This window comes from Leisingera sp. F5 (genome assembly GCF_001593695.1).
Window position 1 is genome coordinate 129944 of the sequence record NZ_LUKH01000003.1, and the last position, 23978, is coordinate 153921.

At 63.4% G+C, this 23978-nt stretch carries 26 protein-coding genes; 17 read left to right on the plus strand and 9 right to left on the minus strand.

Translation table 11 applies throughout. The annotated features are described in order from the left end of the window. The first annotated feature begins 76 nt into the window (after positions 1–76). The 4 genes from ileS to A2I95_RS03085 all read left to right on the plus strand — a co-directional run bounded on the left by ileS (position 77) and on the right by A2I95_RS03085 (position 6312). Positions 77–3019, plus strand: a complete 2943-nt coding sequence (gene ileS / locus A2I95_RS03070) for an isoleucine--tRNA ligase (RefSeq protein ID WP_291727684.1) — start codon at positions 77–79, stop codon at positions 3017–3019. Positions 3020–3253: 234 nt separating this feature from the next. Then, complete coding sequence (locus tag A2I95_RS03075; RefSeq protein WP_291727685.1) at positions 3254–4048, plus strand: hypothetical protein; 795 nt, start codon at positions 3254–3256, stop codon at positions 4046–4048. Between the two features lie 147 nt (positions 4049–4195). After that, positions 4196–5275, plus strand: coding sequence for a transporter substrate-binding domain-containing protein (locus A2I95_RS03080; protein ID WP_291727687.1), 1080 nt, complete (start codon positions 4196–4198; stop codon positions 5273–5275). An 11-nt stretch (positions 5276–5286) separates the two neighbouring features. Further along, positions 5287–6312, plus strand: coding sequence for a transporter substrate-binding domain-containing protein (locus A2I95_RS03085; RefSeq protein WP_291727689.1), 1026 nt, complete (start codon positions 5287–5289; stop codon positions 6310–6312). A 2-nt stretch (positions 6313–6314) separates the two neighbouring features. Here the strand turns inward: A2I95_RS03085 and A2I95_RS03090 are convergent, their stop codons facing one another. Both A2I95_RS03090 and A2I95_RS03095 read right to left on the minus strand, forming a co-directional pair. After that, on the minus strand, positions 6315–6680 hold the full coding sequence (locus A2I95_RS03090) for a hypothetical protein (protein WP_291727691.1): 366 nt from the start codon (positions 6678–6680) through the stop codon (positions 6315–6317). A 103-nt stretch (positions 6681–6783) separates the two neighbouring features. Continuing rightward, complete coding sequence (locus A2I95_RS03095; RefSeq protein WP_291727693.1) at positions 6784–7170, minus strand: hypothetical protein; 387 nt, start codon at positions 7168–7170, stop codon at positions 6784–6786. 196 nt (positions 7171–7366) lie between these two features. Between A2I95_RS03095 and A2I95_RS03100 the strand changes: the two genes are divergently transcribed. Next, the gene (locus tag A2I95_RS03100; protein ID WP_291727695.1) at positions 7367–7819 is read left to right on the plus strand and encodes a methylated-DNA--[protein]-cysteine S-methyltransferase; all 453 of its coding nucleotides are present in this window, start codon (positions 7367–7369) and stop codon (positions 7817–7819) included. A 41-nt stretch (positions 7820–7860) separates the two neighbouring features. Here the strand turns inward: A2I95_RS03100 and A2I95_RS03105 are convergent, their stop codons facing one another. The 5 genes from A2I95_RS03105 to fsa all read right to left on the minus strand — a co-directional run bounded on the left by A2I95_RS03105 (position 7861) and on the right by fsa (position 11883). Further along, on the minus strand, positions 7861–8571 hold the full coding sequence (locus A2I95_RS03105) for a phosphatidylcholine/phosphatidylserine synthase (RefSeq protein WP_291727698.1): 711 nt from the start codon (positions 8569–8571) through the stop codon (positions 7861–7863). 366 nt (positions 8572–8937) lie between these two features. Beyond that, the gene (locus tag A2I95_RS03110; RefSeq protein WP_291727700.1) at positions 8938–9165 is read right to left on the minus strand and encodes a GDCCVxC domain-containing (seleno)protein; all 228 of its coding nucleotides are present in this window, start codon (positions 9163–9165) and stop codon (positions 8938–8940) included. Positions 9166–9216: 51 nt separating this feature from the next. Then, the gene (locus A2I95_RS03115) at positions 9217–10137 is read right to left on the minus strand and encodes a tyrosine recombinase XerC (RefSeq protein ID WP_291727702.1); all 921 of its coding nucleotides are present in this window, start codon (positions 10135–10137) and stop codon (positions 9217–9219) included. Continuing rightward, complete coding sequence (locus tag A2I95_RS03120) at positions 10134–10832, minus strand: DUF484 family protein (protein ID WP_291727704.1); 699 nt, start codon at positions 10830–10832, stop codon at positions 10134–10136. Before A2I95_RS03120 ends, A2I95_RS03115 begins: the two co-directional genes overlap by 4 nt. 397 nt (positions 10833–11229) lie before the next feature. Next, positions 11230–11883 (minus strand): fructose-6-phosphate aldolase, encoded by a 654-nt coding sequence (fsa, locus tag A2I95_RS03125; RefSeq protein ID WP_291727706.1) that lies wholly within the window; start codon positions 11881–11883, stop codon positions 11230–11232. Between the two features lie 81 nt (positions 11884–11964). Between fsa and A2I95_RS03130 the strand changes: the two genes are divergently transcribed. The 3 genes from A2I95_RS03130 to A2I95_RS42500 all read left to right on the plus strand — a co-directional run bounded on the left by A2I95_RS03130 (position 11965) and on the right by A2I95_RS42500 (position 15138). Further along, entirely contained in the window at positions 11965–14160 is a 2196-nt protein-coding gene (locus A2I95_RS03130) for a primosomal protein N' (RefSeq protein WP_291727814.1), read from the plus strand. Positions 14161–14432: 272 nt separating this feature from the next. Further along, positions 14433–14627 (plus strand): hypothetical protein, encoded by a 195-nt coding sequence (locus tag A2I95_RS03135; protein ID WP_291727708.1) that lies wholly within the window; start codon positions 14433–14435, stop codon positions 14625–14627. 7 nt (positions 14628–14634) lie between these two features. Next, entirely contained in the window at positions 14635–15138 is a 504-nt protein-coding gene (locus tag A2I95_RS42500; RefSeq protein ID WP_367150675.1) for a hypothetical protein, read from the plus strand. Here A2I95_RS42500 and A2I95_RS03140 read toward each other — a convergent pair. Continuing rightward, positions 15023–16084, minus strand: a complete 1062-nt coding sequence (locus tag A2I95_RS03140) for a YeeE/YedE family protein (RefSeq protein WP_291727711.1) — start codon at positions 16082–16084, stop codon at positions 15023–15025. The two genes, A2I95_RS42500 and A2I95_RS03140, sit on opposite strands and share 116 nt — an antisense overlap. A gap of 165 nt (positions 16085–16249) precedes the next feature. On the opposite strand from A2I95_RS03140, the gene A2I95_RS03145 reads away from it, so the two are divergent. The 3 genes from A2I95_RS03145 (at position 16250) to A2I95_RS03155 (ending at position 18943) form a co-directional block, all read left to right on the plus strand. Beyond that, positions 16250–17485 (plus strand): MFS transporter, encoded by a 1236-nt coding sequence (locus tag A2I95_RS03145; RefSeq protein ID WP_291727816.1) that lies wholly within the window; start codon positions 16250–16252, stop codon positions 17483–17485. A 137-nt stretch (positions 17486–17622) separates the two neighbouring features. Then, the gene (locus A2I95_RS03150) at positions 17623–18495 is read left to right on the plus strand and encodes a 50S ribosomal protein L11 methyltransferase (protein WP_291727713.1); all 873 of its coding nucleotides are present in this window, start codon (positions 17623–17625) and stop codon (positions 18493–18495) included. Positions 18496–18598: 103 nt separating this feature from the next. Next, positions 18599–18943, plus strand: a complete 345-nt coding sequence (locus A2I95_RS03155; protein WP_291727715.1) for a hypothetical protein — start codon at positions 18599–18601, stop codon at positions 18941–18943. A 172-nt stretch (positions 18944–19115) separates the two neighbouring features. Here the strand turns inward: A2I95_RS03155 and A2I95_RS03160 are convergent, their stop codons facing one another. Then, complete coding sequence (locus tag A2I95_RS03160) at positions 19116–19334, minus strand: DUF1127 domain-containing protein (RefSeq protein ID WP_291727717.1); 219 nt, start codon at positions 19332–19334, stop codon at positions 19116–19118. Between the two features lie 326 nt (positions 19335–19660). Here A2I95_RS03160 and ruvC point away from each other — a divergent pair, with 326 nt between their 5' ends. The 6 genes from ruvC to ybgC all read left to right on the plus strand — a co-directional run bounded on the left by ruvC (position 19661) and on the right by ybgC (position 23965). Continuing rightward, the gene (gene ruvC / locus A2I95_RS03165; RefSeq protein ID WP_291727719.1) at positions 19661–20158 is read left to right on the plus strand and encodes a crossover junction endodeoxyribonuclease RuvC; all 498 of its coding nucleotides are present in this window, start codon (positions 19661–19663) and stop codon (positions 20156–20158) included. 13 nt (positions 20159–20171) lie between these two features. Then, positions 20172–20861 carry a Holliday junction branch migration protein RuvA gene (ruvA, locus tag A2I95_RS03170; protein ID WP_291727721.1) on the plus strand — a complete coding sequence of 230 codons (690 nt, stop codon included), beginning with the start codon at positions 20172–20174 and terminating at the stop codon, positions 20859–20861. A gap of 106 nt (positions 20862–20967) precedes the next feature. After that, the gene (gene ruvB / locus A2I95_RS03175; protein WP_291727723.1) at positions 20968–21987 is read left to right on the plus strand and encodes a Holliday junction branch migration DNA helicase RuvB; all 1020 of its coding nucleotides are present in this window, start codon (positions 20968–20970) and stop codon (positions 21985–21987) included. 322 nt (positions 21988–22309) lie between these two features. After that, the gene (locus A2I95_RS03180; protein WP_291727725.1) at positions 22310–22978 is read left to right on the plus strand and encodes a hypothetical protein; all 669 of its coding nucleotides are present in this window, start codon (positions 22310–22312) and stop codon (positions 22976–22978) included. Further along, positions 22978–23520: an RNA 2',3'-cyclic phosphodiesterase gene (thpR, locus tag A2I95_RS03185; RefSeq protein WP_291727727.1), complete on the plus strand. Its 543-nt coding sequence runs from the start codon at positions 22978–22980 to the stop codon at positions 23518–23520. Before A2I95_RS03180 ends, thpR begins: the two co-directional genes overlap by 1 nt. A gap of 61 nt (positions 23521–23581) precedes the next feature. Further along, a complete protein-coding gene (gene ybgC, locus A2I95_RS03190; protein WP_291727729.1) occupies positions 23582–23965 on the plus strand; it encodes a tol-pal system-associated acyl-CoA thioesterase in 384 nt (127 codons plus the stop codon). Positions 23966–23978 lie beyond the last annotated feature (13 nt).

The following is a 23978-nucleotide window of genomic DNA, read 5'->3' on the forward strand; positions in this document are numbered from 1 at the left end:
GGGCAAAGGCGCTTGAGCCATCGCGCCGAACCGAATATCCCCGTTTTCGACCTTGATTATCCAAAGGACGCCCCCGATGTGCGCCGACACGCCCCAGACACCTGACTACAAAGACACCCTGAACCTGCCGAAAACCGATTTCCCGATGCGCGCAGGCCTGCCCAAGCGCGAACCTGCCTGGCTGGAGCGCTGGGCGGAAATCGGGGTCTATGACCAACTGCGCAACAAGGCCGCCGCGGCCAAGGGGGCGGACGATGCGCGCCAGCCCTTTACCCTGCATGACGGCCCGCCCTATGCCAACGGCCATCTGCACATCGGCCACGCGCTGAACAAGACCATCAAGGACATGATCGTCCGCTCGCATCAGATGATGGGCTTTGACGCGCGCTATGTGCCGGGCTGGGACTGCCACGGGCTGCCGATCGAATGGAAGATCGAGGAGCAGTACCGCAAGAAGGGCAAGAACAAGGATGCGGTGCCGGTGGTCGAATTCCGCCAGGAATGCCGTGCCTTTGCCGACAGCTGGATCGATATCCAGCGCGAGGAGTTCAAGCGGCTGGGCATCACCGGCAACTGGGATGATCCGTATCTGACCATGAACTACCACGCCGAGGCGGTGATCGCGGATGAGTTCATGAAATTTCTGATGAACGGCACGCTGTATCAAGGCTCCAAGCCCGTGATGTGGTCGCCGGTCGAGAAAACCGCCCTGGCCGAGGCAGAGGTCGAGTATCACGACAAGGAAAGCTTCACCATCTGGGTGAAGTTCAAGGTGGCTGAGCCTGCGGACCACAAGCTGGCGGGCGCCAATGTGGTGATCTGGACCACCACTCCCTGGACCATGCCGTCGAACAAGGCTGTCGTATTTGGCGAAGAGATTGCCTATGGCCTTTATGAAGTGACCGGCACCCCGGATGAGTGCTGGGCCGCGGTGGGCGAGAAGTACATCCTGGCTGACAACCTGGCAGCTGACGTGTTCAAGCGCGCGCGCCTGGGCGAGGACCAGTATACCCGTGTGGCTGACGTGCCTGCCGCTGATCTGGCGGGCATCGGCCTGGCCCACCCGCTGGCGGGCGCCGAGGGCGGCAACGGCGAATGGGACGATATCCGCGATTTCCGCGCGGCGGACTTTGTGACAGACACCGAAGGCACCGGCTTTGTCCACTGCGCGCCGTCGCACGGGATGGAGGAATTCGAACTTTACCGTGATCTGGGAATGCTGGAACAGGTCATCACCTACAACGTGATGGATGACGGCGGCTTCCGCGCCGATCTGCCGTTCTTTGGCGGCAAATACATCCTCAACCGCAAGGGCGGCGAGGGCGATGCCAACAAGGCGATCATCGACAAGCTGACCGAGGTCGGCGGCCTGTTGGCGCGAGGCAAGATCAAGCACAGCTACCCGCATTCCTGGCGCTCCAAGGCGCCGATCATCTACCGCAACACGCCGCAGTGGTTTGCCTCCGTCGACCGCAAGATGGACGACGGCATGGACCAGATGGGCGATACCATCCGCGAACGCGCGCTGCGCTCGATCGACGAGCTGGTGAAATGGTGGCCGCAGACCGGCCGCAACCGCCTGCATTCGATGATCGAAAGCCGCCCCGACTGGGTGCTGAGCCGCCAGCGCGCCTGGGGTGTGCCGCTCACTTGCTTTACCAAAAAGGGCGCGCTGCCGACCGATGCGGACTTCCTGCTGCGCGATGGCGAGGTGAACAAGCGCATCGTTGCGGAGTTCGATGCCCATGGCGCCGACGTCTGGTATCAGGATGGCTTCAAGGCCAAGGTGCTGGACGGCATCGTCGATGCAGATGCCTATGACCAGGTGTTCGACGTGCTGGACGTTTGGTTCGACTCTGGCTCGACCCATGCCTTTGTGCTGCGCGACCGCGAGGACGGCACCGAGGACGGCATTGCCGATGTTTATATGGAAGGCACCGACCAGCACCGTGGCTGGTTCCACTCCTCCTTGCTGCAGGCCTGCGGCACCAAGGGGCGGGCGCCCTACCGCAATGTGGTGACTCACGGCTTCACGCTGGACGAGAAGGGCATGAAGATGTCCAAATCGCTGGGCAACACCATCGTGCCGGAAAAGATCGTGCAGCAGTACGGCGCCGATATCCTGCGCCTGTGGGTAGCGCAGACCGACTATACTTCGGACCAGCGGATCGGGCCGGAAATCCTGAAAGGCACTGCCGACAGCTATCGCCGTCTGCGCAACACCATGCGCTTCCTGCTGGGCAGCTTGAGCGATTTCACCGAGGATCAGCGCATTGAGCCGGCGGATATGCCGGAGCTGGAACAATGGGTGCTGCACCGCCTGGCCGAACTCGACCACAAGGTGCGCACGGGCTATCAGACCTTTGATTTCCAGGGTGTGTTCTCGGCGGTGTTCAACTTTGCCACCGTGGATCTGTCGGCCTTCTATTTCGACGTCCGCAAGGACGCGCTGTATTGCGACGGCGACACCCTGAACGCCCGTGCAGCGCGCACCGTGCTGGATATCCTGTTCCACCGTTTGACCACTTGGCTGGCGCCGGTTCTGGTGTTCACCATGGAAGAGGTCTGGTTGGAGAAATACCCGGGCGAGGGCAGCTCGGTCCACTTGCAGGATATTCCCAACACCCCCGCTGACTGGCTGAACGAGCCGCTGGCCGCCAAATGGTCCAAGATCCGCCAGGCCCGCCGGGTGGTGACTGCAGCACTTGAGGTGCAGCGCACCGACAAGGTGATCGGTGCCTCGCTGGAAGCCGCACCAGTGGTGCATGTGCGCGACGCCGAGGCGCTGGAGGCATTGAATTCGGTGAACTTCGCTGATGTCTGCATCACCTCGGGCATCATGCTGACCAATGACCCGGCCCCGGCCGAAGCCTTCCGGATGCCGGAAGTGGATGGCGTCTCGGTGGTGTTTGAAAAGGCAGAAGGCGGCAAGTGCCAGCGCTGCTGGAAAATCCTGCCGGATGTGGGCAATCACGTCCATGACGGTGTTTGCGGCCGCTGCGATAGCGCGCTGGGATAACCCGGCTTTCAGCTTTGGCTTGTGTGTGGCGCCCGGCTTAATTGCCGGGCGTTATCATTTTTGCGCTATTGTTGCGGGATTTCCTGCACTTTTTCCGAGTGCGGCCTTGTGTATTGGAAAATTGAATTCCTCTAGATGTTGACCGGTTTTCTACAATTGGTTAAGAATTCGTTAATTCCATGTAGGTTTTCAGCCGGCTTAATAATATAGCATGGGGCAGGGGGGCAGTTTATTATGCTGAAGCGGAAAGCGGACGCGCAACCGGCAGGCGAGCCGGGCAAGCCGCGCGGTGCATCTATCCGGATTGACGGGGTATCGGCACCAAAGAATATGAAAATCGGGCTGATCGCGGACAGCTCCGGGTCTAAACCGGAACCCGCGGCAGCAATTGCAAAGCCTGCCTCTTCAAAAGCGGCTGCCGCCAAAGCGGCCAAACCTGCCAAGACGGCGAAACCTGCCGGTGCAGCGCTGGATGAACCGAAAGGTGTTCCAGGTCCGCAACCCTATGCGCCGGCGCAGGCGGACGGTGGCAGTGCGCTGCCAAAGCTGGGCCTTGCAGCAGCCGGTCTGGCGGTGGCCGCGGCGATGCTTTTGTATTTCCAGTTCAGCGGCGGAACCCCGGCTGAAACGGCTGAGCAGGCCAGCCTGCAAACGCCGGCGGCAGCTGACCCCTCTGCCGGTATCGTGCAGCCGGCCGGTGCCGCTGCGGCGGCAGGCCTGCAGAAGGACGGAGCCAGCGGCGAAGACGCCATGGTCGCGCGCATAACCGCCGGAACCCTGGCCGCGCTGCGCAGCAAACAGGTAAATCCTGAAAATCTGAACCAGGCTGCAGCTGCGGCCCCGGCCGAAGGTACAGCGCTCTACAAGATGGTGCTGACCGCCGCGGCCCAGGGCCAGTCCGAGGCCTATATCGATCAGTTGGTGAACGGCGCTTATGAGCGCAAGGAAATCACCGTGCCCGCAAGCTTGATCGGGGCAGACGGGCGGGTTGATACGGCGACGCTGCTGGCCCTGTTTGTCGGCAACTGATCTTTGCTCCGGCGGCTGCGCCGGGGCCGTTCCCGTTTGCCCCTTGGGCGCGCTGCCAGTACAGGCCGGGGACCTCTCATAACAACCAGAACGACGGGCGCTGCAGACCGGAACAGGCTGCGGTGCAGACTATTTCCCGGGGGGACTATGAAGAAATACATTGCAGCCGCTGCCATGGGCGTGTTTGCCTTTGCAGCCAATTCCGCTGCGGCCGAGACCTGCGGCGGGATCTATGCCGTGCAGCCGGGCGACAGCCTGTCGGTGATCGCTGACAAACTGTACAAGGATGCGGGCAAATGGAGCGCGATCCACAGCCGCAACATTGATACCATCGGCCCCAAGCCCAGTGCCCTGCGCGTCGGCATGAAGCTGTCGCTGGCCTGTCTTGAGGGCCTGCCCCTGGGCCTGGAAGGCGGCAAGGAAATCTCTGCCAGCGTGCCTGTGGCTGCCAAACCGGTGCGGATCGCCTCGGGCAGCGCCGAGGTGCGCCACCGCATCAACCTGCTGACGGCGGATGATTTTGCCCCCTTCACCGGCAAGGATCTGCACAACGGCGGCATGATGACCGACGTGCTGAACGCCGCAATGCGCCACGCCGGCCCTGAGCAGGGCTACGCGGTCCATTGGGTCGACCTGTGGACGGCGCATGAAGAGCCGCTGCTGTCGAATGCGCTGCTGGATGCGGGTTTCCCCTGGTACAAGCCCGACTGCGAAAACAGCCCCGAAGAACCGCGCTGCAAGAACTTCCTGTTCTCGGATCCGCTGTTCGAAGTGCTGGTGCTGATGTTCACCGACAAGGCGCGGCCATTGACCTTCACCAAGGATGAAGACCTGTTCGGCAAGACATTCTGCCGCCCGCAGGGCTATGAGACCTATCTGTTCGAACAGCAGGGCCGCCACTGGCTGCGCGATGGTAAGGTTGAGGTGGTGCAGCCGCTGACCACTGCCGAATGCTATGAGATGGTGCTGGAAGGCAAGGCGGATGCGGTGGTGATGAACGAATTCACCGGCCGCGCGCAGATCAAGGAGCTGGGCCTGTCCGACCGGTTTGACGCGGTGCCCGAGCCGATCTCGATCCAGGCGCTGCATGTGATCGTCCACAAGACCCACCCCGAGGCGCAACAGCTGATGGAGATGGTCAACGCGTCGCTGCGGGGTATCCGCGACGACGGCACTTATCAGGCGATCATCGAAGACCACATGGCCAGAGTCTGGGCCGGATATTGAGGGGGAAGAGCATGCTGAACAGCTTTTGCCGCCACTTGCTGGGTTTGGGGCTGCTGCTGGGGCTGCTGCCCTCGGCGGCCCTGGCGATCTGCGACGTGGAATATGTCGTGCAGCCGGGGGACAACCTGTTTTCGATTGCCGAGACCCATTACGGCGACCGCGAGCGTTGGACCATGATTTACTACCGCAACCAGGATGTTCTGGTCGGCTCATCGGTGGTGCCGGGCCGCAAGCTGCAAATCCCCTGCATCAAACAGGCGACCGCCCCGGACGCCACCCCGCTGCGCAGGCAGGAAGCAGAGATGACGCTGCTGACCGGCGGCGGCTATGCGCCCTTTACCGACCGCGGACTGCCGGGTCAGGGCATGGTGACCGAGCTGGTCAATGCGGCGCTGGAACTGGCGCCCTCGCCGGTGTCTTATGCGATCAACTGGGAGGACGACTGGTCCAAACATCTGTTTCCGATGCTGGACCAAAAGGAGTTCGATATGGGCTTCCCTTGGTTCAAGCCCGATTGCAAGGCGGACCCCGGCAATGAGCGCTGCGTGAACTTCCACTTTTCCGAACCGGTGATGGCGCTGCCGATCATGCTGTTTGTGCGGGTGGAGGATCAGTTCGCCTTTGCTGATGACGCCGACATCGAAGGCAAAACCCTGTGCCGCCCCAAGGGCTATTTCACTCATGATCTGAACCGGCAGGGGCGCCGCTGGCTGGATGACGGCAAGATCACTCTGGTGCAGCCGCAATCACCGGCAGACTGCTTCCGCATGGTGTCCGAGGGCCAGGTGGATGCGGTGGCGGTGAACCTGTTCCTGGGCGCCAGCACCATCGTCCGGGAAGGTCTGCGCGACACCGTTCTGCCGCTGGAGAAACCGCTGTCCGAGGAAGGCCTGCATGTGGTGATCTCCAAGCGCCACTGGCGCGGCACGTCGCATCTTTACCGGATCAACGCAGGCCTGAAAAAGCTGCGTGAAAGCGGCCGCTTCGAGGAAATCATGTCGCGCCATCTGGAGCTGTTCTGGGCGCAGCTGCAGTAACTTCAGGCCCGCCAGGCCGACACGGTCCTGGCGGCCTCATAGCCATGGCAGGCAGCTTCGGATCCCGCCTCGGGATCCGGGCCTTTGCGCCCCGCACGTTGCAGCAGCAGATCCGCAGCCAGGACGGCGTTTTCCTGAAACAGGGCCGGCCTCCGGTCTGTATCGCGTTGATACTCTCCCGCCCGGGCGCCGCGGCTGCCCTGATCGCCGGACGGGTCTTGCGAGTGGCCGTCCGGGTCCCGCTCACGCGGGCTGGTGCTGGCAGATTCGCTGCGCTCCGGGTCGTCCGAGCGGACAACCGGGCGGGCGGTCAAAAGACCGCGGTTCGGTTTGGCAGGATCTACCCGTCCTGAAACTGGTATAAACATTGAGCGGAACCTTCGCGGTGGCTGAGAACCGGTCTTGCAGGAAGGTTAACATAACGCGCTTAACAGCGGGTTAATGCCGTCCTCAGCGCGTCGGCAGGGCGGATCAGCCGGTGATGCGCCGGGCCTTGGCATACAGGTTTTCCGCCTCCAGGGCACTGACCGGCTTGGGGCCGGCTTGGCAGCCGCTGGCCAGATCCAGGAAATAGGCGGCCATGTCGATACCATTTATCTGCCTGAGGTCCAGCGCCGCGGTGCGGGCTGCTGCGCGGGCAGGGCCGACGTACTGGGCTGTCAGGGCATCCGGGCGTTCGCCGCTCAGCGCCTGTTCGCGGGCAGCGGCCCGGGCCTGCCCTTGGGCAGTGCCCTCGATCAGCGGTGCATCCACCGGCTGGCCGCCTGCTTGTGCGACTGCCGGCTGGCGCTGATAGGCGGCCTGCATCTGTTTCATGCTGTTGTACAGGCTGGCGGTGCTGGAAACTGCAGTAATCATCTTGCTGACCTTTAGGACCGTTCTTGAAACTCACTTTATTATAATTTGATGCAATGTGGCGGCGAAACCTTAACACTGGTTAATATAGTGTTAATGCGGTGCAGCGGGAGCTGCGGCCGGCCGGGCGGAGACGCCCTTGCCTCTGACGCCATTCCTGCAGAGGATGCGCAGGCAGAAGACGCTCCGGGGAGGATCCATGATTTCAGCTAGTCTTGATACACCCGTGGGTGCGCTCAGCGTGACAGAGCGGGACGGCGCCATTGTGCGTCTCGCCTGGTCAGCTCAGACAGGCGGGCAGTCGGCGCTTCTGGACAGCGCGCTGGCGCAGTTGCGCGCCTATTTTTCCGGAGAGCTGACGGTCTTCGATCTGCCGCTGCATGTGGAGGGCTCGGACTTTCAGCGCGCGGTCTGTGATGCGATGCTGGCAATCCCGCTTGGCGAAACCCGCACTTATGGAGAAATCGCCAAGGATCTCGGCGCCCCGCCGCAGCCGGTTGGCAATGCTTGCGGCGCCAATCCGATCCCGGTGATCATTCCCTGCCACCGGGTGCTGAGCGCCACGGGTCTGGGCGGCTTTTCGGGCCAGGGCGGGGTGGAAACCAAGGTCGTGCTTTTGAAACATGAAGGCGCTGCGGGCCTGCTGATCTGAACGCACGGTCCGGCCTGCAGCGCCCCTTTGTCAGCCACGCATCAAACCGCTGTGGATTTGCGCTGCCGTTCCGGCACGATCTGCTGGGCAATGCCGACAAACAGCAGGTAGACCGAGGTTACCACCAGCCCCCAGTGCGCCCAGCTGGCGGGGTGAAAATCGACCCAGGCGGCCCAGCCGGCAAAGAAAGTCCAGGCCAGCGCCATGGGCAAGGACACCTTGCGCCAGCGCACCGTGCGCACCGGATGAATGAATTTCAGCGGCAGGAACATCGCCAGGGACAACAGCGTCACCAGAACCAGGCTGGTCCAATGGCTCGGCTCCAGCGCAAAGATCACTAGCACCAGCATATTCCAGCATCCGGGAAAGCCGGAAAAGGAATTGTCCTTGGTTTTCATCCTTGTGTCAGCAAAATACATCGCGCTGCCAAAGGTGATGACGATGATGGCAAACCAGCCGGTCCAGCCCGCCATCAATCCCGATTGGAACAGCGCAAAGGCCGGGATGAAAACATAGGTCAGATAGTCGATGATCAGATCCAGCAGCACCCCGTCGAATTCCGGCGAATAGCGTTTGACGTGGTAATGCCGGGCCAGCGGACCATCAACGCCGTCAACGGCAAACGCAACCACCAGCCAGACAAACATAAGGCTCCACTTGCCATCTGCGGCGGCCAGCATCGCCAGCATGGCGAACACGGCACCGGTTGCAGTCAGCAGATGAACGGAAAGGGCGCGGATCTGAGGTGTCATGCGCCCCTGATGGCGAATTTGGCCGAATCCCGCAAGTATTCAATGCAGCTTTGGGCGGAATTCCGTACCCTTAGAGAACTGGATGCGGGCCATGCGCTGGCCAAAGGGTGCAGGGTCGGTGATGTCAGGCGAGGAGAAGGGCGCTCTGGACGGCATATCGCGTGTCCGGTCCCAGGGGTGTGTCCCGGGCGGCGGAGCAGGGGCGGCAGGGGCGCCATCGGCAAACAAGGCAGAAAAGCCGGTACAGGTCATAGCAGAATCCTTTCTGGATCGGTTTCTGCCATCAAGCCCGCAGCGCCTTAACAGCAGCTTTCACGCCGCCTCGAAAATAGAGCGCATTTTAACAAATACAGGTGCACCGCAGCGCTAGCCGCAACAGGTGCTTCCCGTCTGCACCGGCGGGCAGGGGATGCTGCCGTAGGAGCAGAAAACGCAGCAATCTCCCGGTTTTGGCCGCAACAGGGTGCGGCAGGCCGGGCATTCATGAAACCATTGGCAGGCATCTTGCGGCATCTCTTCTGCGGTCTCATGCCCGCAAGAAGGGCAGGTGAGGACACTGGTCAGGACGGGTTTTGCGGGTTCAGATGCAGGCATGCGGCAGTCCTCCCTGATCTCAGCAGAGGCCAGCCAGGAGCTGAGGTCAAGTCATGCCTTGGGGTGCGCCCGCATGTAGACGTCCATCAGATGCGTGGTGTCGACCGCTGTATAGGCCTGGGTGGTCGACAGGGACGCGTGTCCCAGCAATTCCTGAATAGCCCGCAAATCGCCGCCTGCCTCCAGCAGATGGGTGGCGAAGCTATGCCGCAGCGCGTGCGGCGTTGCCGTCGCAGGCAGCCCCAGCTGGGCGCGGGTCCGGGCCATCACCCCTTGGATCTGGCGCGGGTTCAGCGCGCCGCCCCGCACACCGCGGAACAGCGGTGCTTGCGCCTCCTGCGGATGCGGGCTGAGCGCAAGGTAGCGGTCCACCGCGCCGCGCGCGGCGGGCAGCACCGGCACCACGCGTTCTTTTCTGCCCTTGCCCAGGATACGCAGCACCGGCGGCAGCGGCGCGTCGGCGCCCGTCAGCCCCAACGCCTCAGAAATCCGCAACCCGCAGCCGTAAAGCAGTGTCACCACCGCCACGTCGCGCGCTGCCACCCAATCGGTTTGCGATTGCAGCTCCACCGTTTCCAGCACCGCCTTGGCGGCATCCGGTGCCAACGGGCGGGGCAGTTTCTTTTGGAACTTCGGCGCCCTGGCAGAAAGCACCGCGGCAGGCTCAAACCCTTCGCGTTCCGCCAGCCAGCGGTAAAAGGTCTTTACCGCCGACAGCTTGCGTGCCAGCGAGCGGGCACCGGTGCCCGAGCCGCGCTCCGAGGCCATCCAGGCGCGCATATCGGCAGTGGAGATCCGGGCCAGCGCACCCAGCCCCTGAGGGCCGCCTGAATGCGCTGTCATAAAGGCCAGAAAGGCGCTGACATCGCAGCGGTAGGCGGTCAGGGTATTGGCAGAGGCATCCTTCAGCCCGCCCAAGCGCTCCAGCCAAAGCTGCAGGGCATCGCGGCAGGCCGGGGAAATCAGGGTCATGACAGCCAGCAGCGCATCGCGCGTTCAAAGACACCGGCGAAAAAAGCCAGCAGATCGGTGCCCTGCATCGGCGAGAACTGATGCGGGTCTTCCGAACCCATCACCAGCATTCCGGGCAGGCGGCCCTCGCCCAGGTCCAGCATCAGGCAGGCCTCGGAGCGGATCCATTCGGCCTTGGGACCATAAACACGCGGGCTGCCGCCCTGGGTCTGGCGCAGGGTCACAATGCGCTGGCTGCCGGGCTGGCCGGCGTAGCTTTCGGTGAAACCGGGGCCGGACAGCTTTAGGGCGCCGGATTTACGTTCTATCTCGGCGCCGCCGGGCTGGGCGGTCTCGAGCACCAGCGCCAGGGACTGCACGCGCAGGATCTCCGGCATCTCCTGTTCCAGGCAGGCCAGAAAGGCGGCGAAGTCCTGCGGCTCCAGCAGCCGCAGCACGGCGCGGTGGATCAGGTTGGTGCCGGCCAGATTGTCATAAGCCGCGGCAATCACCGAACGGTGGGTATCTTCCAGCCGGTCGAGCCGCGCGGCCATCCGTTCCATCGCGATACCGCGCAGGTCAACGACATTGGAGCCCATCGCACGCTCATTGGCGGCGACAAGCGCATTCATCAGGTGCTGGTCTTGCAGCACGGCGTCGGGTTTGGCGAGGATCGCCTCGCGCAACTGGTCTTCCAGGTTGGCTGAACTGCTCATATTTGAAACTCTTGCGGGTCCGGACCTCTGACGGGTTTGGACCGTGTATAACATGGGAACCGGGCTTTGCTGCGGAAAAATGCAGTTGCAGCGGAAATTGCAGCGGCGGCGCTGCTCCCGCCCGCCGGCAGTGCATTGGCATGCACCGCGGCCGTTGGGCCGGGCGCCGGGCTGAGTGCCCGGCGCGGCGGCGTGAAACGCCGCTGCAGCGCGCCGCAGGCGCGCTGCCGGGCCCAAGCCCCCCTTGCGGTCCGGCGTCAGCCGGGCAGTGCGGGGACGCGGGAGTGCTTCGCTGCGGTTATGAAGGTGCTGGTAAGGACACTGGTCGTAACAGCCGCAAAGAAAAAGGCGCCGCGATCAGGGGCGCCTTTCGCTGTCCTGGATCCGCTAAGCGGGATCAGAGGATCTTGATCTCCGCCGCCTTGATATCGGCGAGGAACGCATCCAGGCCTTTGTCGGTCAGCGGGTGGTTCACCATCGACTTGATCACGGCCGGCGGCGCAGTGATCACATCGGCGCCGATCCGGGCCGAGTCCAGCACGTGGTTGACCGAACGGATCGAGGCGGCCAGGATCTGGGTTTCAAAACCATAGTTGTCATAGATGGTGCGGATGTCTTCGATCACTTCCATGCCGTCCAGGTTGATGTCGTCCAGACGCCCGATGAAGGGGGAGATGAACGTCGCGCCCGCCTTGGCCGCCAGCAGCGCCTGGTTGGCGGAGAAGCACAGGGTCACGTTCACCATATGACCGTCATCGGACAGCGTCTTGCAGGCCTTGAGGCCATCCCAGGTCAGCGGGACCTTGACGGCGATGTTCCCGGCGATCTCTACCAGTTTGCGGCCTTCGGCGATCATGGTCTCGGCATCGGTGGCGGTGACTTCTGCCGATACCGGGCCGTCGACCAGGTCGCAGATTTCCTTGGTCACTTCGATAATGTCGCGGCCGGATTTCTTGATCAGCGACGGGTTGGTGGTGACACCGTCCACCATGCCAAGATCGTTCAGCTCGGCAATCGCGTCGATCTCGGCGGTATCTACGAAGAATTTCATGGGGCAGTCCTTTGGATGGGTTGGCCTCGGTCGCCACAGCCTTTACCTCATGGGATTACAGGCGGCAACATGGGCAGCAGCATGAGCGGGCAGGAGTTCTTTCAGGCAGGTGAGAGGGTCGGGGTGCTGACCACGCAACCTCTTGACCGGCTTCTGGATTACAGGGCGCCGGAAGGCGGCTGTTTCCTTGGCGCCTATGTCGAGGTGCCGCTGGGTCCGCGCAAGGTGCTGGGCGTAGTCTGGGGGGCGGGTGCAGGCGATTTCGATTCGACCAAGCTGCGATCAGTGATCCGGGTTCTGGACGTGGCCCCGATGCGCACCGAGATGCGCCAGTTTCTGGGCAAGGCAGCGGATTACACCCTGACACCGATGCCCGCAATGCTGCGGCTGGCGACCCGCACGCCGGGCCTCAGCGATCCGCCCTCGATGCGCAAGATCCTGCGCCGGGGCGAGGGCGTGCCGGACCGGATGACCGAGGCCCGCACCCGGGTGCTGGAGGTGATGGAGCAATACGGTGGCCTCGCCTTCACCCCGCGCGAGCTGGCGGATATGGCCGATGTGACGCCACCGGTGGTGAAGGGGCTGGTGAAACAGGGTGCTTTGCGCGAGGAGGAAGCGCCGCGCGACACGCCTTATCCGCATCTGGACCCGCAGCTGCCCGGCAAACAGCTGACCGAGGATCAGGCAAATGCCGCCGCCGCCTTGGCCGAAGGCGTCCGCAGCGGGCGCTACGGCACCACGCTGCTGAAGGGCGTCACCGGTTCCGGCAAGACCGAGGTTTACCTGGAAGCGGTCGCCGCCGCCTTGCGCGCCGGGCGGCAGGCGCTGGTACTGCTGCCGGAGATCGCGCTGACAGCCGAGTTTCTCACCCGCGTCGAGGCCCGGTTCGGCGCCAAACCCGCTGAATGGCACTCTGGCGCGACGATGACCGAACGCCGCCGGGTGTGGAAAATGGTCGGGCAGGGGGCTGCGCAGCTGGTGATCGGCGCGCGTTCGGCCCTGTTCCTGCCGTTCCGCGACCTGGGGCTGATTATCGTCGATGAGGAACACGATACCTCCTACAAGCAGGAAGACGGCGTTCTGTACAACGCCCGCGACATGTCAGTGTTGCGGGCGGCGATGTGCTCGGCGCAGGTGGTGCTGGCCTCCGCCACACCCAGCCTGGAAAGCTGGGTCAACGCCGAAGCAGGCAAATACAAACGGCTGGATCTGACTGCGCGCTTTGGTGCCGCGGTGCTGCCGGAGATGCGCAGCGTCGATATGCGGTCAGAGGATCTGCTGCCTTCCACCTGGATATCGCCAACGCTGAAGCGGGCAATGAAGCTGCGGCTGGAGCGGGGCGAGCAGTCGCTTCTGTTCCTGAACCGCCGCGGCTTTGCGCCGGTCACCATCTGCCGCGCCTGCGGCGCCCAGGTGGCCTGCGATCATTGCGACGCGCGGATGGTCGAGCACCGTTTCACGAACCGGCTGATGTGCCACCAATGCGGCGAGACCAAGCCGGTGCCAGAGGCCTGCCCGTCCTGCGAGGTGGAGGGCAAGATGGCGCCTGTCGGCCCTGGCATTGAACGGCTGGCGGAGGAAGCCACCGCCCTGTTCCCCGAGGCCCGGATTGCGGTTCTCAGCTCCGACCTCTTCGGCTCGGCCCGCGCCCTGAAGAGCCGGATCGAGGAAATTGCGAAAGGGGAGGCCGACATTATCCTGGGCACCCAGCTGGTGGCCAAGGGGCACAACTTTCCGCTGCTGACACTGGTTGGGGTGATCGACGCCGACCTTGGTTTGCAAGGCTCCGACCTGCGCGCGGCGGAGCGGACGTTTCAGCTGATGCGGCAGGTGGCAGGCCGGGCAGGCCGCGCCGAACGGCCGGGCGAGGCTTTGCTGCAGACTTTTCAGCCGGAACATCCGGTGATCCGGGCAATTCTGTCGGGGGACGAGGAGAGCTTCTGGAAAGCCGAGGCTGCTGAGCGCCAGGCCGCCGGCGTGCCGCCTTATGGGCGGATGGCGGGGATCATCCTGTCGGGGCCGGATCTGGCGGAAGTCTTTGATCTGGGCAATGCGATGGCCCGCAATGACGGCCCCTTGCGCCAAATCGGTGCGCAGCTATTTGGACCCGCGCCTGCGCCGGTTGCCCGTGTCCGCGGCCGCCACCGGGTGCGGCTGCTGATCAAGGCGTCAAAGGGCGTGCCGTTGCAAGAGGCGATCGCCCGCTGGACCGCGCCCTTGCGCCTCAAAGGGGACTTGCGGCTGAGCATTGACATTGATCCTCAGAGTTTCTTTTGAGGCCAGGGTGAAGGGGCCTCTGCCCCCGGCCTGGGGCCTCCCGGGATTATGTGTTTGTCATTGCCCCAATTAACCCGTGCAAGGAAGCTGGGGCGGTCGCTGCTTCGGTTGGCCAACTGTAGCAGCGGTGGCGGGCGGGCGTTCGCTCGGGTGATCTGCGCAGTTGTCAGCCGGTCGTCAAATATCTTGCCACCCGCCACACCATATGTCCGGCCATCCGAACGGTAGAAGGGTCTTCGCGACCGAACATAGTCGAGGAACAGGATACTCATATGAACAAGGCCTCTCAACCCGCGCCCGAACGCATCATCGCATTCGAAGTCTCCAAGGCGAGCCTGACAGTGCATGTTTTGCCGGATGACCGGCAGGTGACAATCAGCAATACGCCTGCTGCAATCAGTAAGCTGCAAAAAGCCGGTGCGCTGGAAAACTCCTTTGCTGTTTGCGAAGCCTCAGGGGGGTTATGAGCGGCATGTGCTTGCCTGCTGTGCGGATGCCCGTTTGCCCGTGCACCGGGCCCATGGAACACGGATCCGTAACTTTGCCCGGTTTCTTGGGTTGGCATCCAAGACGGATGCCATCGACGCCCGGATGCTTGCGCTGTTCGCGCAGAAGTCAGATGGTTTACGGCTGAGGCAGCCAGTTGAACCGGAGGCCGAGGAACTGCGGGCTTTGCGCCGCCGCGGAGGCGATGGACGCCGATCTCAGGCTCATCGCGCGCCAAAGCGGCCTTACCCGCCACTGCTGCCCCGGTCGGCCAACTGGAGCAGCGACCGCCCCAGCTTCCTTGCACGGGTTAATTGGGGCAATGACAAACACATAATCCCGGAGCGCGAGGCAGAGCCTCGCATGAGACATTGGCTCAGGCCGCCGCGGATTCAGCTGGAGCGCGGGTCAGGATGCTGGTGGCCATGGCGCCGGTCCACATGCAGAACAGCGCCGCCCAGGCAGTGCCAACAAAGATCGAGCCGCCAGTAACCCCGGCGCCAATGGCACAGCCGCCGGCCAGCATGCCGCCAAAGCCCATCAGCGCGGCGCCGGTCATTGCCTTGCGCATGGTGGCGGCATCGTCGAATGCCTGCAGCCTCATCTCTCCGGCCAGCGCCGCGGCCAGCATCGCGCCGATGAACACGCCGGGCACCAGGCCGATGTCGAACTCCAGCACCGCATCGCGGTCCAGGAAATACATCAGGGTATGCGCAGAAGGCCCGGTGAAGGTGGCGCTTTCGATCTGCACCGGGTTAAAGGCCACCTGGCTGAGCGCATAGGTCAGCACCCATCCCAGCGCCACCGCAAAGCCAACGCCGGAGGCAAAGACCAGCCGCGCAGCACCAATTCGGTTGCGGCGTGCCAGCACCAGCGCCAGGGCTGCCGTAACCGCTCCCAGGATCAGCCCGCCCGCTTGCGGCAGGCCTAAGGCGGCCAGCAAATCCAGGTTGCGCCCGCCGTCGGTGATCCAAAGCCTGGCCAGCCAGTCCCGCGCGGGCGACAACAGGCCGGAGAGGCTCATCTGCGCCACCACGGCAAAGATCAGCCCGGACACCACCGACCGCAGGTTTCCTGTGGCGGCCAGCACCAAGAGCCGCCCGGAACAACCGCGCGCCAGTACCATGCCGCAGCCGAACATCAGCCCGCCGAGGGTAGCACCGGACCAACTGCCTGGCACCGCCATCATCCTTGCATCGGCGCTCTCCATCAGGCCCGCGAGCTGTGCCGCCTGCACCCAGACAACCGCCGTGGAGAAGGTCAGCAGCCAGACGGCGACCTTATCCCCCAAGCGGCCGCTCGCGAACTCCACCGTGGCTGCCCGCAGGCAGAAGCGCGATCTTTGCGCCGCCACCCCGAACAGGATGCCGGTCACCAGGCCCAGCAGCGCCGCTGCCGGGGCTTCGCCAATATGTTCAACCAGGGGAACCAGATCCATCACGCATCTCCAAATTCACTAAGCTGCATATGTGATGGCGGGAGAGTCTGTCTTGATGCAGATCAGAAACCGCCAGGCCGTCGGCTTCTGCGCGCTGATGCGAGGGTCCATGTGCAAGCGTTCTTTGCGCTCGCCAAACCCGCTGCACAGGCGTAAATGCTGGATATGTTCAAGCCCATGCCCCTGCTTGAGGCGCAAAGCCTCCCCTTCTGGCGCCGTCCCGCGGTGTTGCTGTTTGTGATGGCGCTGGCGATGCCGATCGCCTTCAACGCTTGGAGCGCGCTGCTCAATAATTTTGTGATCGAGGCGGCGCAGTTTGACGGCGCCGACATCGGTCTGCTGCATACGGTGCGGGAAATTCCGGGCTTCCTGGCGGTGGGCGTGATTGCGGTGATCCTGTTTGTGCGGGAGCAGGTGCTGGGGCTGATCTCGCTCATCCTGCTTGGGGTGGCCACGGCTGTCACCGCCTGGTTCCCGTCGCTGGGCGGGTTGCTGATGGTGACGCTGCTCAGCTCCATCGGTTTTCATTATTATGAGACTGTGAACCAGTCGCTGCAGCTGCAGTGGCTGTCCAAGGAAAAGGCGCCGCAGACGCTGGGCTGGCTGGTGGCGGCAGGCTCAGCGGCGACACTGGTGGTCTATGGCCTCATCGTGCTGACCTGGGACCGGTTTGATCTGGCCTATAATACCGTCTTTCTGGCTGCAGGCGGGGCGACGGCGCTGATTGCCCTGTTTGCGCTGATTGCTTATCCGCAGTTTGATGCGCCGCATCCGCAGACCAAAAAACTGATTCTGCGCAAACGCTACTGGCTGTACTATGCGCTGCAATTCATGGCCGGCGCGCGGCGTCAGATTTTTGTGGTCTTTGCCGGCTTCATGATGGTCGAAAAATTCGGTTTTGACGTGCATGAGCTGACCGGTCTTTATCTGATCAACCTGGTGATCAACATGGTGGCAGCGCCAATGCTGGGCAAGGCAGTGGCCATGTTCGGCGAGCGCCGCACGCTGATCCTGGAATACTCCGGGCTGGCGATTGTCTTTGCGGCCTATGGCGGGATCTACTGGTTCGGCTGGGGCGTGGCGGTTGCGGCAGTGCTCTATGTGATCGACCATGTGCTGTTTGCTCTGGCGCTGGCGCTGAAAACCTATTTCCAGAAAATCGCCGATCCGGGCGATATTGCACCGACTGCGGCGGTGGCCTTTACCATTAACCATATTGCAGCGGTGTTTCTGCCGGTGCTGCTGGGTCTTTTGTGGGTCTTTTCGCCCGGAATGGTGTTTGTTTTGGCGGCGGCTATGGCGCTGGTGTCGCTGTCCCTGTCGCTGCTGATCCCGCGTCATCCGGAACCCGGAAACGAGACCATCTTCAGCAAATACGCAAGCCCGGCGCCGGCCGAGTAACCCGGCAGTCCTTTCAGGGGCGAGCGCCCGCGCAGAGTGTGAGCGCGGGCGCTGCCTGGCCGTGCGGCCAGGCGCTGGTGCTTGACGCGGGCGGCGCAGCGGCCTAGGCGCTTGCCAACAGTTTCAGGAGAGACGCCATGCCCACATTCACCGCCCTCACCACGCTCACCGGAAAAGCCCAGGCCGAAGCGCTGGGCGAGGCAATGGAGCGTTTGAACCCGGAACCTAGCGGCGTGGGCGTCTTTGAGATGGAAGATGGCTCCGGCCTGTGGGAAGTTGGCGGCTACTTTACGGATGCTCCGGATGCCGCCGGCCTTGCCCTGCTGGCCTCGATGCATGACGCCAAGCCCTTTGTTGTCTCGGAACTGCCGGAAACCGATTGGGTCGCCCATGTGCGCCGCGAACTGGCACCGGTCGAGGCTGGCCGGTTCTTTGTCTATGGCTCGCATGACGCAGACAAGCTGCCCGCAGACCGCATCCCGCTGCTGATCGAGGCGGCGATGGCATTCGGCACCGGCCACCACGGCACCACTCTGGGTTGCCTCAAGGCGCTGGACCATCTGCTGGATCAGGGCTTTCGTGGCGAAAAAGTGGCCGATATCGGCTGCGGCACTGCGGTGCTGGCAATGGCGGCAGCGCGGGTCTGGGACGGCACCATTCTGGCCAGCGACATTGACCAGGTTGCGGTTGAAGTCGCTGAAGCAAATCTTAAGGCCAATGGCATGGAAGGCCAGGTTGCCTGTGTGGAGGCCGCCGGTTTTGATCACCCGGATCTGCAGGCGCAGGCGCCCTTTGACCTCATCTTTGCCAATATATTGAAGGGGCCTCTGGTCGCTTTGGCCCCGGATGTCGCCGCGAATTTGCGCCCCGGCGGCTATGCGATTCTCTCCGGAATCCTGAACGAACAGGCCGGGGACGTGGTTAACGTTTATACACAGAACGGCATCAATCCCGAGCGCCGGGATGAAATTGGTGAATGGACAACGTTACTTCTGCGTAAAGCGGGTTGATTGACTTAACTTTGTGGCGAATTTGAATGGTTTGCCGCATTTTCGCCCCAATTCGAGCCAAAGATGGGCCATCCGCTGGTGGGGGCCAGTTCGGAGGCTCGTAATGGGCGAACATCGTGATCAGTTCCAGGCGCGCTTGAAGCACATCAACCGCAAACATGAAGCCCTGTCTGCGGGCTATTCCGCCAAGCTGCGGCCGGACGGGCTGCTGGTGGTGAAGCCGCAGCGGCTGCAGTCCCGGATTTCGGGGCGCTCCATCGTTTTATTTGTTGCGGCGTTCCTGCTGTTCAAAGGCTTCCTGATGGCCGCGCTTGGCTTTGGCAGCTATGACGAGCGGGTGCAGACTCTGGCCGGCGGCAGCGGCATAGAGCGTGCGGGCGCCTTCCTGATGCAGGCCGATCCGGTGTCAGTTCTCCTGGCCCGGAAAATCGGGCCCGTTCTGCGCTGACAGCAATGTCAGCAGAGGGTGAAAAAAGGCCGCTGGCAGGGGGGAGCCGGCGGCCTTTTATTGTGCCGCGGTCTTGCCGCGCAACCCAGCAACAAAAAACGCCGCGGCCTTTTCAGGTCCGCGGCGTTTTCCTAATCGCCCCGAGGGAGGAGGCAGGGCGGAAAAAGAGTGCTCAGAAAGCAGTTTTGCCAGTTGCAACAGACTCGATGTCGCCGCGCGACATGCCGATGTCGGCCAGTTCACGGTCGGTCAGGCCCGACAGGGCGTTGCGGGTTGCACGGGCGTCATTCCAGGCAGCAAGCATGCCGGTTGCGGTTGCAACCAGTGCGCCGAAACGGCCAAACAGGCCGGTGGAACCATAGGTGGTGCGGGTAGTGTCAAATGCGGCCATATCCGTGTCCTCTGATCTGGTGTTGGCTTTCGTCGCGGTGTTGCGATGGCGGCGATCTAGTGAGGAAAATCCGACCCGGCAAGGTCCGAAATTGCATGTGTCGTATGCAATCAGCGCATAGCTTTGCGCCATATAAATAAGGCATAAACGCCCGGTTGCCGAAAATGCCGGAAAATGTCGCTGACGCCTCTGCAGAGGGTCGGAAACAGACCTTGCTGGCGCGGTTTTGCAATTGGCGGATGCGGGAAAGCAATTGGACATGTTCGCGTTTTGTGCTAATCGTGAGGAAAATAATTTCTGATAAGCGGGCAGGGACCGGGCACATCATGCGGATTTTGGGAATTGATCCGGGGTTGCGGAACCTCGGATGGGGCGTGATCGAATCAAATGGCTCCCGGCTGAGCCACGTTGCCAACGGCGTCTGCACCTCCGATGGCGATGATTTGGGAGAGCGGCTGCTGTCGCTGCACAATCAGGTCACCGAAATCATCGAGGCCTATGCCCCGGATCAGGCCGCGATCGAACAGACCTTTGTGAACAAGGACGGCGCCGGCACGCTGAAGCTGGGCCAGGCGCGGGGCGTGGCGCTGTTGACGCTGGCCAAGGCCGGGCTGCCGGTGGGGGAATATGCCCCGAACCGGGTCAAGAAAACGGTGGTGGGCGTCGGCCACGCCGAAAAGGAACAGGTCATGCATATGGTCAAACTGCAGTTGCCTGGCTGCCTGCCCAAAAATACCGATGCCGCCGATGCGCTGGCGATTGCGATCTGCCACGCCTATTACGGGGGCACGCAGCAGCGGCAGCTGAGGGAGAAACGCGCATGATTGGCAGGCTGGCATGATAGGCAAATTGACAGGCCGCCTCGACTACCGGTCGCAGGATCACGTGCTGATCGACGTGCGCGGCGTCGGTTACATCGTCTATTGCTCCGACCGCACTATGGCGACGCTGCCGGGCACGGGCGAGGCAATCGCGCTTTATACCGAGATGGTGGTGCGCGAAGACCTGATGCAGCTTTATGGTTTCACCTCTTTAGTGGAGAAGGAATGGCACCGGCTGCTGACATCGGTGCAGGGGGTCGGGGCCAAGGTCTCGCTGGCCATCCTCGGCGCGCTGGGGCCGGACGGGGTGAGCAGGGCGATCGCTTTGGGCGACTGGGCCTCGGTGAAGGCGGCCAAGGGCGTCGGCCCCAAGACCGCGCAGCGCATCGTGCTGGACCTCAAGGACAAGGCGCCGGGTGTGATGGCCATGGGAGGAGCTGTGGCGGATGCGATGGACGGTCCCGGGCTGGAGGTGATCGAGGACGCCGGGCCGGCACCTGCTGACAAACCGGTCCGCAAGGCGCCGCCAAAGAAACCCACCGGGGCTGCTGCAGCTTCCGCAGGGGCGCTGTCGGCTTTGGGTAATCTCGGCTATGGTCCGTCGGATGCGGCGGCAGCTGTGGCAGAGGCTGCGGCGACCTATCCGGATGCGGATGAAGCAGAGCTGATCCGCGCAGCACTGCGCCTGCTGGCGCCGAAGGGGTGATCGGGATGGCGAACAATCATGAAGGGCAGCGCCCGCCCGTCAAACCGTGGGTTTGCCTTTGGCAAAACGGGGCGGGCCGCCGGAACTCTGCTGCGGGGTGGTCGAAATGATTGACGCCGACCCCGCCCTGCGCCCAGACCCTTTGCCTGAGGACAACGACCGTGCCCTGCGCCCGCAGGGACTTGGCGAATTCATCGGCCAGGCCGAAGCCCGCGCCAACCTTAAGGTCTTTATTGAATCCGCCCGCCGCCGCGGCGAGGCGATGGACCACACGCTGTTCCACGGCCCTCCCGGCCTTGGCAAAACCACTCTGGCCCAGATTATTGCCCGTGAACTGGGGGTGAATTTCCGCATGACCTCCGGCCCGGTTCTGGCCAAAGCCGGCGATCTGGCCGCGATCCTCACCAATCTCGAAGCCAGCGACGTGCTGTTCATCGACGAAATCCACCGGCTGAACCCGGCTGTCGAGGAAGTGCTTTATCCGGCAATGGAGGATTTCGAGCTGGATCTGGTGATCGGTGAAGGCCCCGCGGCGCGCACCGTCCGGATTGAGCTGCAGCCCTTTACCCTGGTCGGGGCCACCACCCGAATGGGCCTGCTGACCACACCGCTGCGCGACCGCTTCGGCATCCCGACCCGATTGCAGTTTTATACCATTGACGAACTGTTCGAGATTGTCCGCCGCAATGCCCGCAAGCTGGGTGCGCCTGCGGATGATGCCGGCGCCCGCGAGATAGCGCGGCGCGCCCGCGGCACCCCCAGGATCGCCGGGCGGCTCTTGCGCCGCGTTGTGGACTTTGCGGTTGTGGAGGGCGATGGCACGATCACCCGCGAACTGGCCGATGGGGCGCTGACCCGGCTGGGGGTGGATCAGCTGGGGCTGGATGGCGCCGACAGGAGGTATCTGGCTCTGGTCGCGGAGAATTACGGCGGCGGGCCGGTGGGGATTGAAACGATCTCCGCGGCCTTGTCCGAGAGCCGTGATGCGCTGGAGGAAGTGATAGAGCCCTACCTTTTGCAGCAGGGCCTGATCCAGCGCACCCCGCGCGGGCGGATGCTGGCGCAGAAGGCCTGGACCCATCTGGGTATGGCGCCGCCGCGCTCACGGAACGATCTGTTCGGGTAAGCAGCGGGTAAACTACTATAAGTTGTGCCAGCCTTGCTGTCCAAATGTTTCGTGCGCGAAACATTGCGTCAGGAGTGATGCCCTATACTGCGGGGCGGAAAGCAGAGGCGATGTGCCTCTGCGATGGGCGGGCCGGGCTGGCGGGCCGCAGGCTGCTGATCACAGGGGGACCTGCCCGGGAGCCGCGCCGCGCCAGCGGCGCCTGGCCCAAGGCTGTTCCCGGCCCCCTGGCGCAGCCAGGTGGCCGGGCAGGCGCGGGAGCCTCCCCCTTGCCGCCGCGCGGCACAGACGGCATAGACTGGGCAGGATCAAGGAGACGCATATGACCGCCCAGCTGCCAGACCTGACGCCCGAACAGATCGAAGCCTTGTTCACTCGCCAAGACGGCTCTTACGCCTGTGCCCGCTGGGGCCGGCCGGTGGCGCCGATCGTCTTTGGGGTTCAGGACGAGACGCTGAAAACCGTAAAGGGTGCGCTGGAGGCGGTGATGACCCTGGCCGGCCATCAGATGGCCGAGACCGATCCGGAGCTGGGGTCCAACTTGATGTTCTTCTTCTTTCGCGACTGGGACGAATTGCTGGAGGTGCCGGATCTGGACAGGTTGATCCCGGGGCTTGCACCTTTGGTTGCCAGGTTGAAAGATGCGGAGGCCAGCCAGTACCGGGCGTTCCGGTTTGACGATCAGGGCGGCATCAAGGCAGCTTTTGTCTTCCTGCGGATGCGGGGTGCCATGACGCAGATGCCGGCCGAAACGCTGGCGCTGACCCAGGCGGTGCAGGTGGCGCTGATGTGGGGAGATGCGGCCTTTGCCGAGGCCTCGCCGCTGGCGGTGCTGCCGGGCACCGGCGCCACCATTCTGCGCCCCGAAATTGCAGGGATCATCGCGGCAGCTTATGACCGGATGATGCCGGTGGCCGCAGACGACAAATCCCACGCTCTGCGCTTGTTTGCGCGCCTCCAAGCCCCGGCAGCGGGGCAGCCGCAGTCCTGATGCGCGCTTTCGCAGGTTTGCCGCTGCCGGATGCAGCCCTCGGCGCTCTGGAGCGTGTGCAAGAGGAACTGACGGTGGGGCGGCAGGTCCCGGCAGAGAACATGCACCTGACGCTGGCTTTTCTGGATGATCAGCCGGAACAGGTGCTGCAGGCCTTGCATCAGGAGCTTGCCGGGATCCGCGCGCCGGTTCTGACCCTCAGCATTCAGGGGCTGGAGGTGTTTGGCGGCAAGCAGCCGCGGGTTCTGGCTGCGGCGGTGCAAAAGACGCCGGAGCTGAGCCGCCTGCGGAACCAAGTGCGCAGTGCCTGTCAGGCTGCGGGGATCGCCTTAGCGCGGGAGCGGTTCCGCCCGCATGTGACGCTGGCCCGCTTCCCGCGGCATCTGCAGCCGGGGCAGCTGGAGAAGATCGCCGGGTTTCTGCAGCAGGCGGCGGTGGTCCGGCTGCAGGCAGAGGCAGACTGTTTTGCGCTCTACCAGTCCACGCTGGCCCCCGAAGGCGCGCGCTATGATGTCCTGGCAGAATACCCGCTGGAAGGCTGAAGCGCTTGCGGCGGCCCGGTCCCAGCCATAGATTGCCAGCAGAGCCACAGGAGCGCTGAGCATGATCCACGAATTCCCGGTGCGGGTCTACTACGAGGACACCGACATGGGCGGGATCGTCTATCACGCCAATTACCTGCGGTTTATCGAACGTGCCCGCAGCGACTGGGTGCGCGGCATCGGCGTTGATCAGAACGCCATGCGCGAGGCCGGGCTGATCTATGCGGTGCGCCGGATTGAGGCGGATTACCTGGCGCCGGCCAAATTCGACGAGAAGCTGCTCGTCACAACCTCAATGCACAATGTGACTCCGGCCCGGATGACCCTGATCCAGGAGGTGACCCGCGGCGGCCAGCCGCTGTTCCGGGCCCAGGTCACCATTGTCTGCATCACCACAGGGGGCAAGCCTGCGCGGCTTCCGGCAGAGATTCGCGCATTGCGGTAACATTTGGTGCTGT

Coding starts and splice junctions, on each gene's coding strand:
- ybgC (WP_291727729.1), top strand. CDS start 23,582: ATGATCCACGAATTCCCGGTGCGGGTCTACTACGAGGACACCGACATG.
- A2I95_RS03120 (WP_291727704.1), bottom strand. CDS start 10,832: ATGAGCAGTTCAGCCAACCTGGAAGACCAGTTGCGCGAGGCGATCCTC.
- A2I95_RS03100 (WP_291727695.1), top strand. CDS start 7,367: ATGATTTCAGCTAGTCTTGATACACCCGTGGGTGCGCTCAGCGTGACA.
- A2I95_RS03140 (WP_291727711.1), bottom strand. CDS start 16,084: ATGGATCTGGTTCCCCTGGTTGAACATATTGGCGAAGCCCCGGCAGCG.
- A2I95_RS03180 (WP_291727725.1), top strand. CDS start 22,310: ATGACCGCCCAGCTGCCAGACCTGACGCCCGAACAGATCGAAGCCTTG.
- A2I95_RS03160 (WP_291727717.1), bottom strand. CDS start 19,334: ATGGCCGCATTTGACACTACCCGCACCACCTATGGTTCCACCGGCCTG.
- A2I95_RS03095 (WP_291727693.1), bottom strand. CDS start 7,170: ATGATTACTGCAGTTTCCAGCACCGCCAGCCTGTACAACAGCATGAAA.
- A2I95_RS03090 (WP_291727691.1), bottom strand. CDS start 6,680: ATGTTTATACCAGTTTCAGGACGGGTAGATCCTGCCAAACCGAACCGC.
- ruvC (WP_291727719.1), top strand. CDS start 19,661: ATGCGGATTTTGGGAATTGATCCGGGGTTGCGGAACCTCGGATGGGGC.
- A2I95_RS03130 (WP_291727814.1), top strand. CDS start 11,965: ATGAGCGGGCAGGAGTTCTTTCAGGCAGGTGAGAGGGTCGGGGTGCTG.
- fsa (WP_291727706.1), bottom strand. CDS start 11,883: ATGAAATTCTTCGTAGATACCGCCGAGATCGACGCGATTGCCGAGCTG.
- A2I95_RS03155 (WP_291727715.1), top strand. CDS start 18,599: ATGGGCGAACATCGTGATCAGTTCCAGGCGCGCTTGAAGCACATCAAC.
- ileS (WP_291727684.1), top strand. CDS start 77: ATGTGCGCCGACACGCCCCAGACACCTGACTACAAAGACACCCTGAAC.
- thpR (WP_291727727.1), top strand. CDS start 22,978: ATGCGCGCTTTCGCAGGTTTGCCGCTGCCGGATGCAGCCCTCGGCGCT.
- A2I95_RS03150 (WP_291727713.1), top strand. CDS start 17,623: ATGCCCACATTCACCGCCCTCACCACGCTCACCGGAAAAGCCCAGGCC.
- ruvA (WP_291727721.1), top strand. CDS start 20,172: ATGATAGGCAAATTGACAGGCCGCCTCGACTACCGGTCGCAGGATCAC.
- A2I95_RS03105 (WP_291727698.1), bottom strand. CDS start 8,571: ATGACACCTCAGATCCGCGCCCTTTCCGTTCATCTGCTGACTGCAACC.
- A2I95_RS03135 (WP_291727708.1), top strand. CDS start 14,433: ATGAACAAGGCCTCTCAACCCGCGCCCGAACGCATCATCGCATTCGAA.
- ruvB (WP_291727723.1), top strand. CDS start 20,968: ATGATTGACGCCGACCCCGCCCTGCGCCCAGACCCTTTGCCTGAGGAC.
- A2I95_RS03080 (WP_291727687.1), top strand. CDS start 4,196: ATGAAGAAATACATTGCAGCCGCTGCCATGGGCGTGTTTGCCTTTGCA.
- A2I95_RS03110 (WP_291727700.1), bottom strand. CDS start 9,165: ATGCCTGCATCTGAACCCGCAAAACCCGTCCTGACCAGTGTCCTCACC.
- A2I95_RS03115 (WP_291727702.1), bottom strand. CDS start 10,137: ATGACCCTGATTTCCCCGGCCTGCCGCGATGCCCTGCAGCTTTGGCTG.
- A2I95_RS03145 (WP_291727816.1), top strand. CDS start 16,250: ATGTTCAAGCCCATGCCCCTGCTTGAGGCGCAAAGCCTCCCCTTCTGG.
- A2I95_RS03085 (WP_291727689.1), top strand. CDS start 5,287: ATGCTGAACAGCTTTTGCCGCCACTTGCTGGGTTTGGGGCTGCTGCTG.
- A2I95_RS03075 (WP_291727685.1), top strand. CDS start 3,254: ATGCTGAAGCGGAAAGCGGACGCGCAACCGGCAGGCGAGCCGGGCAAG.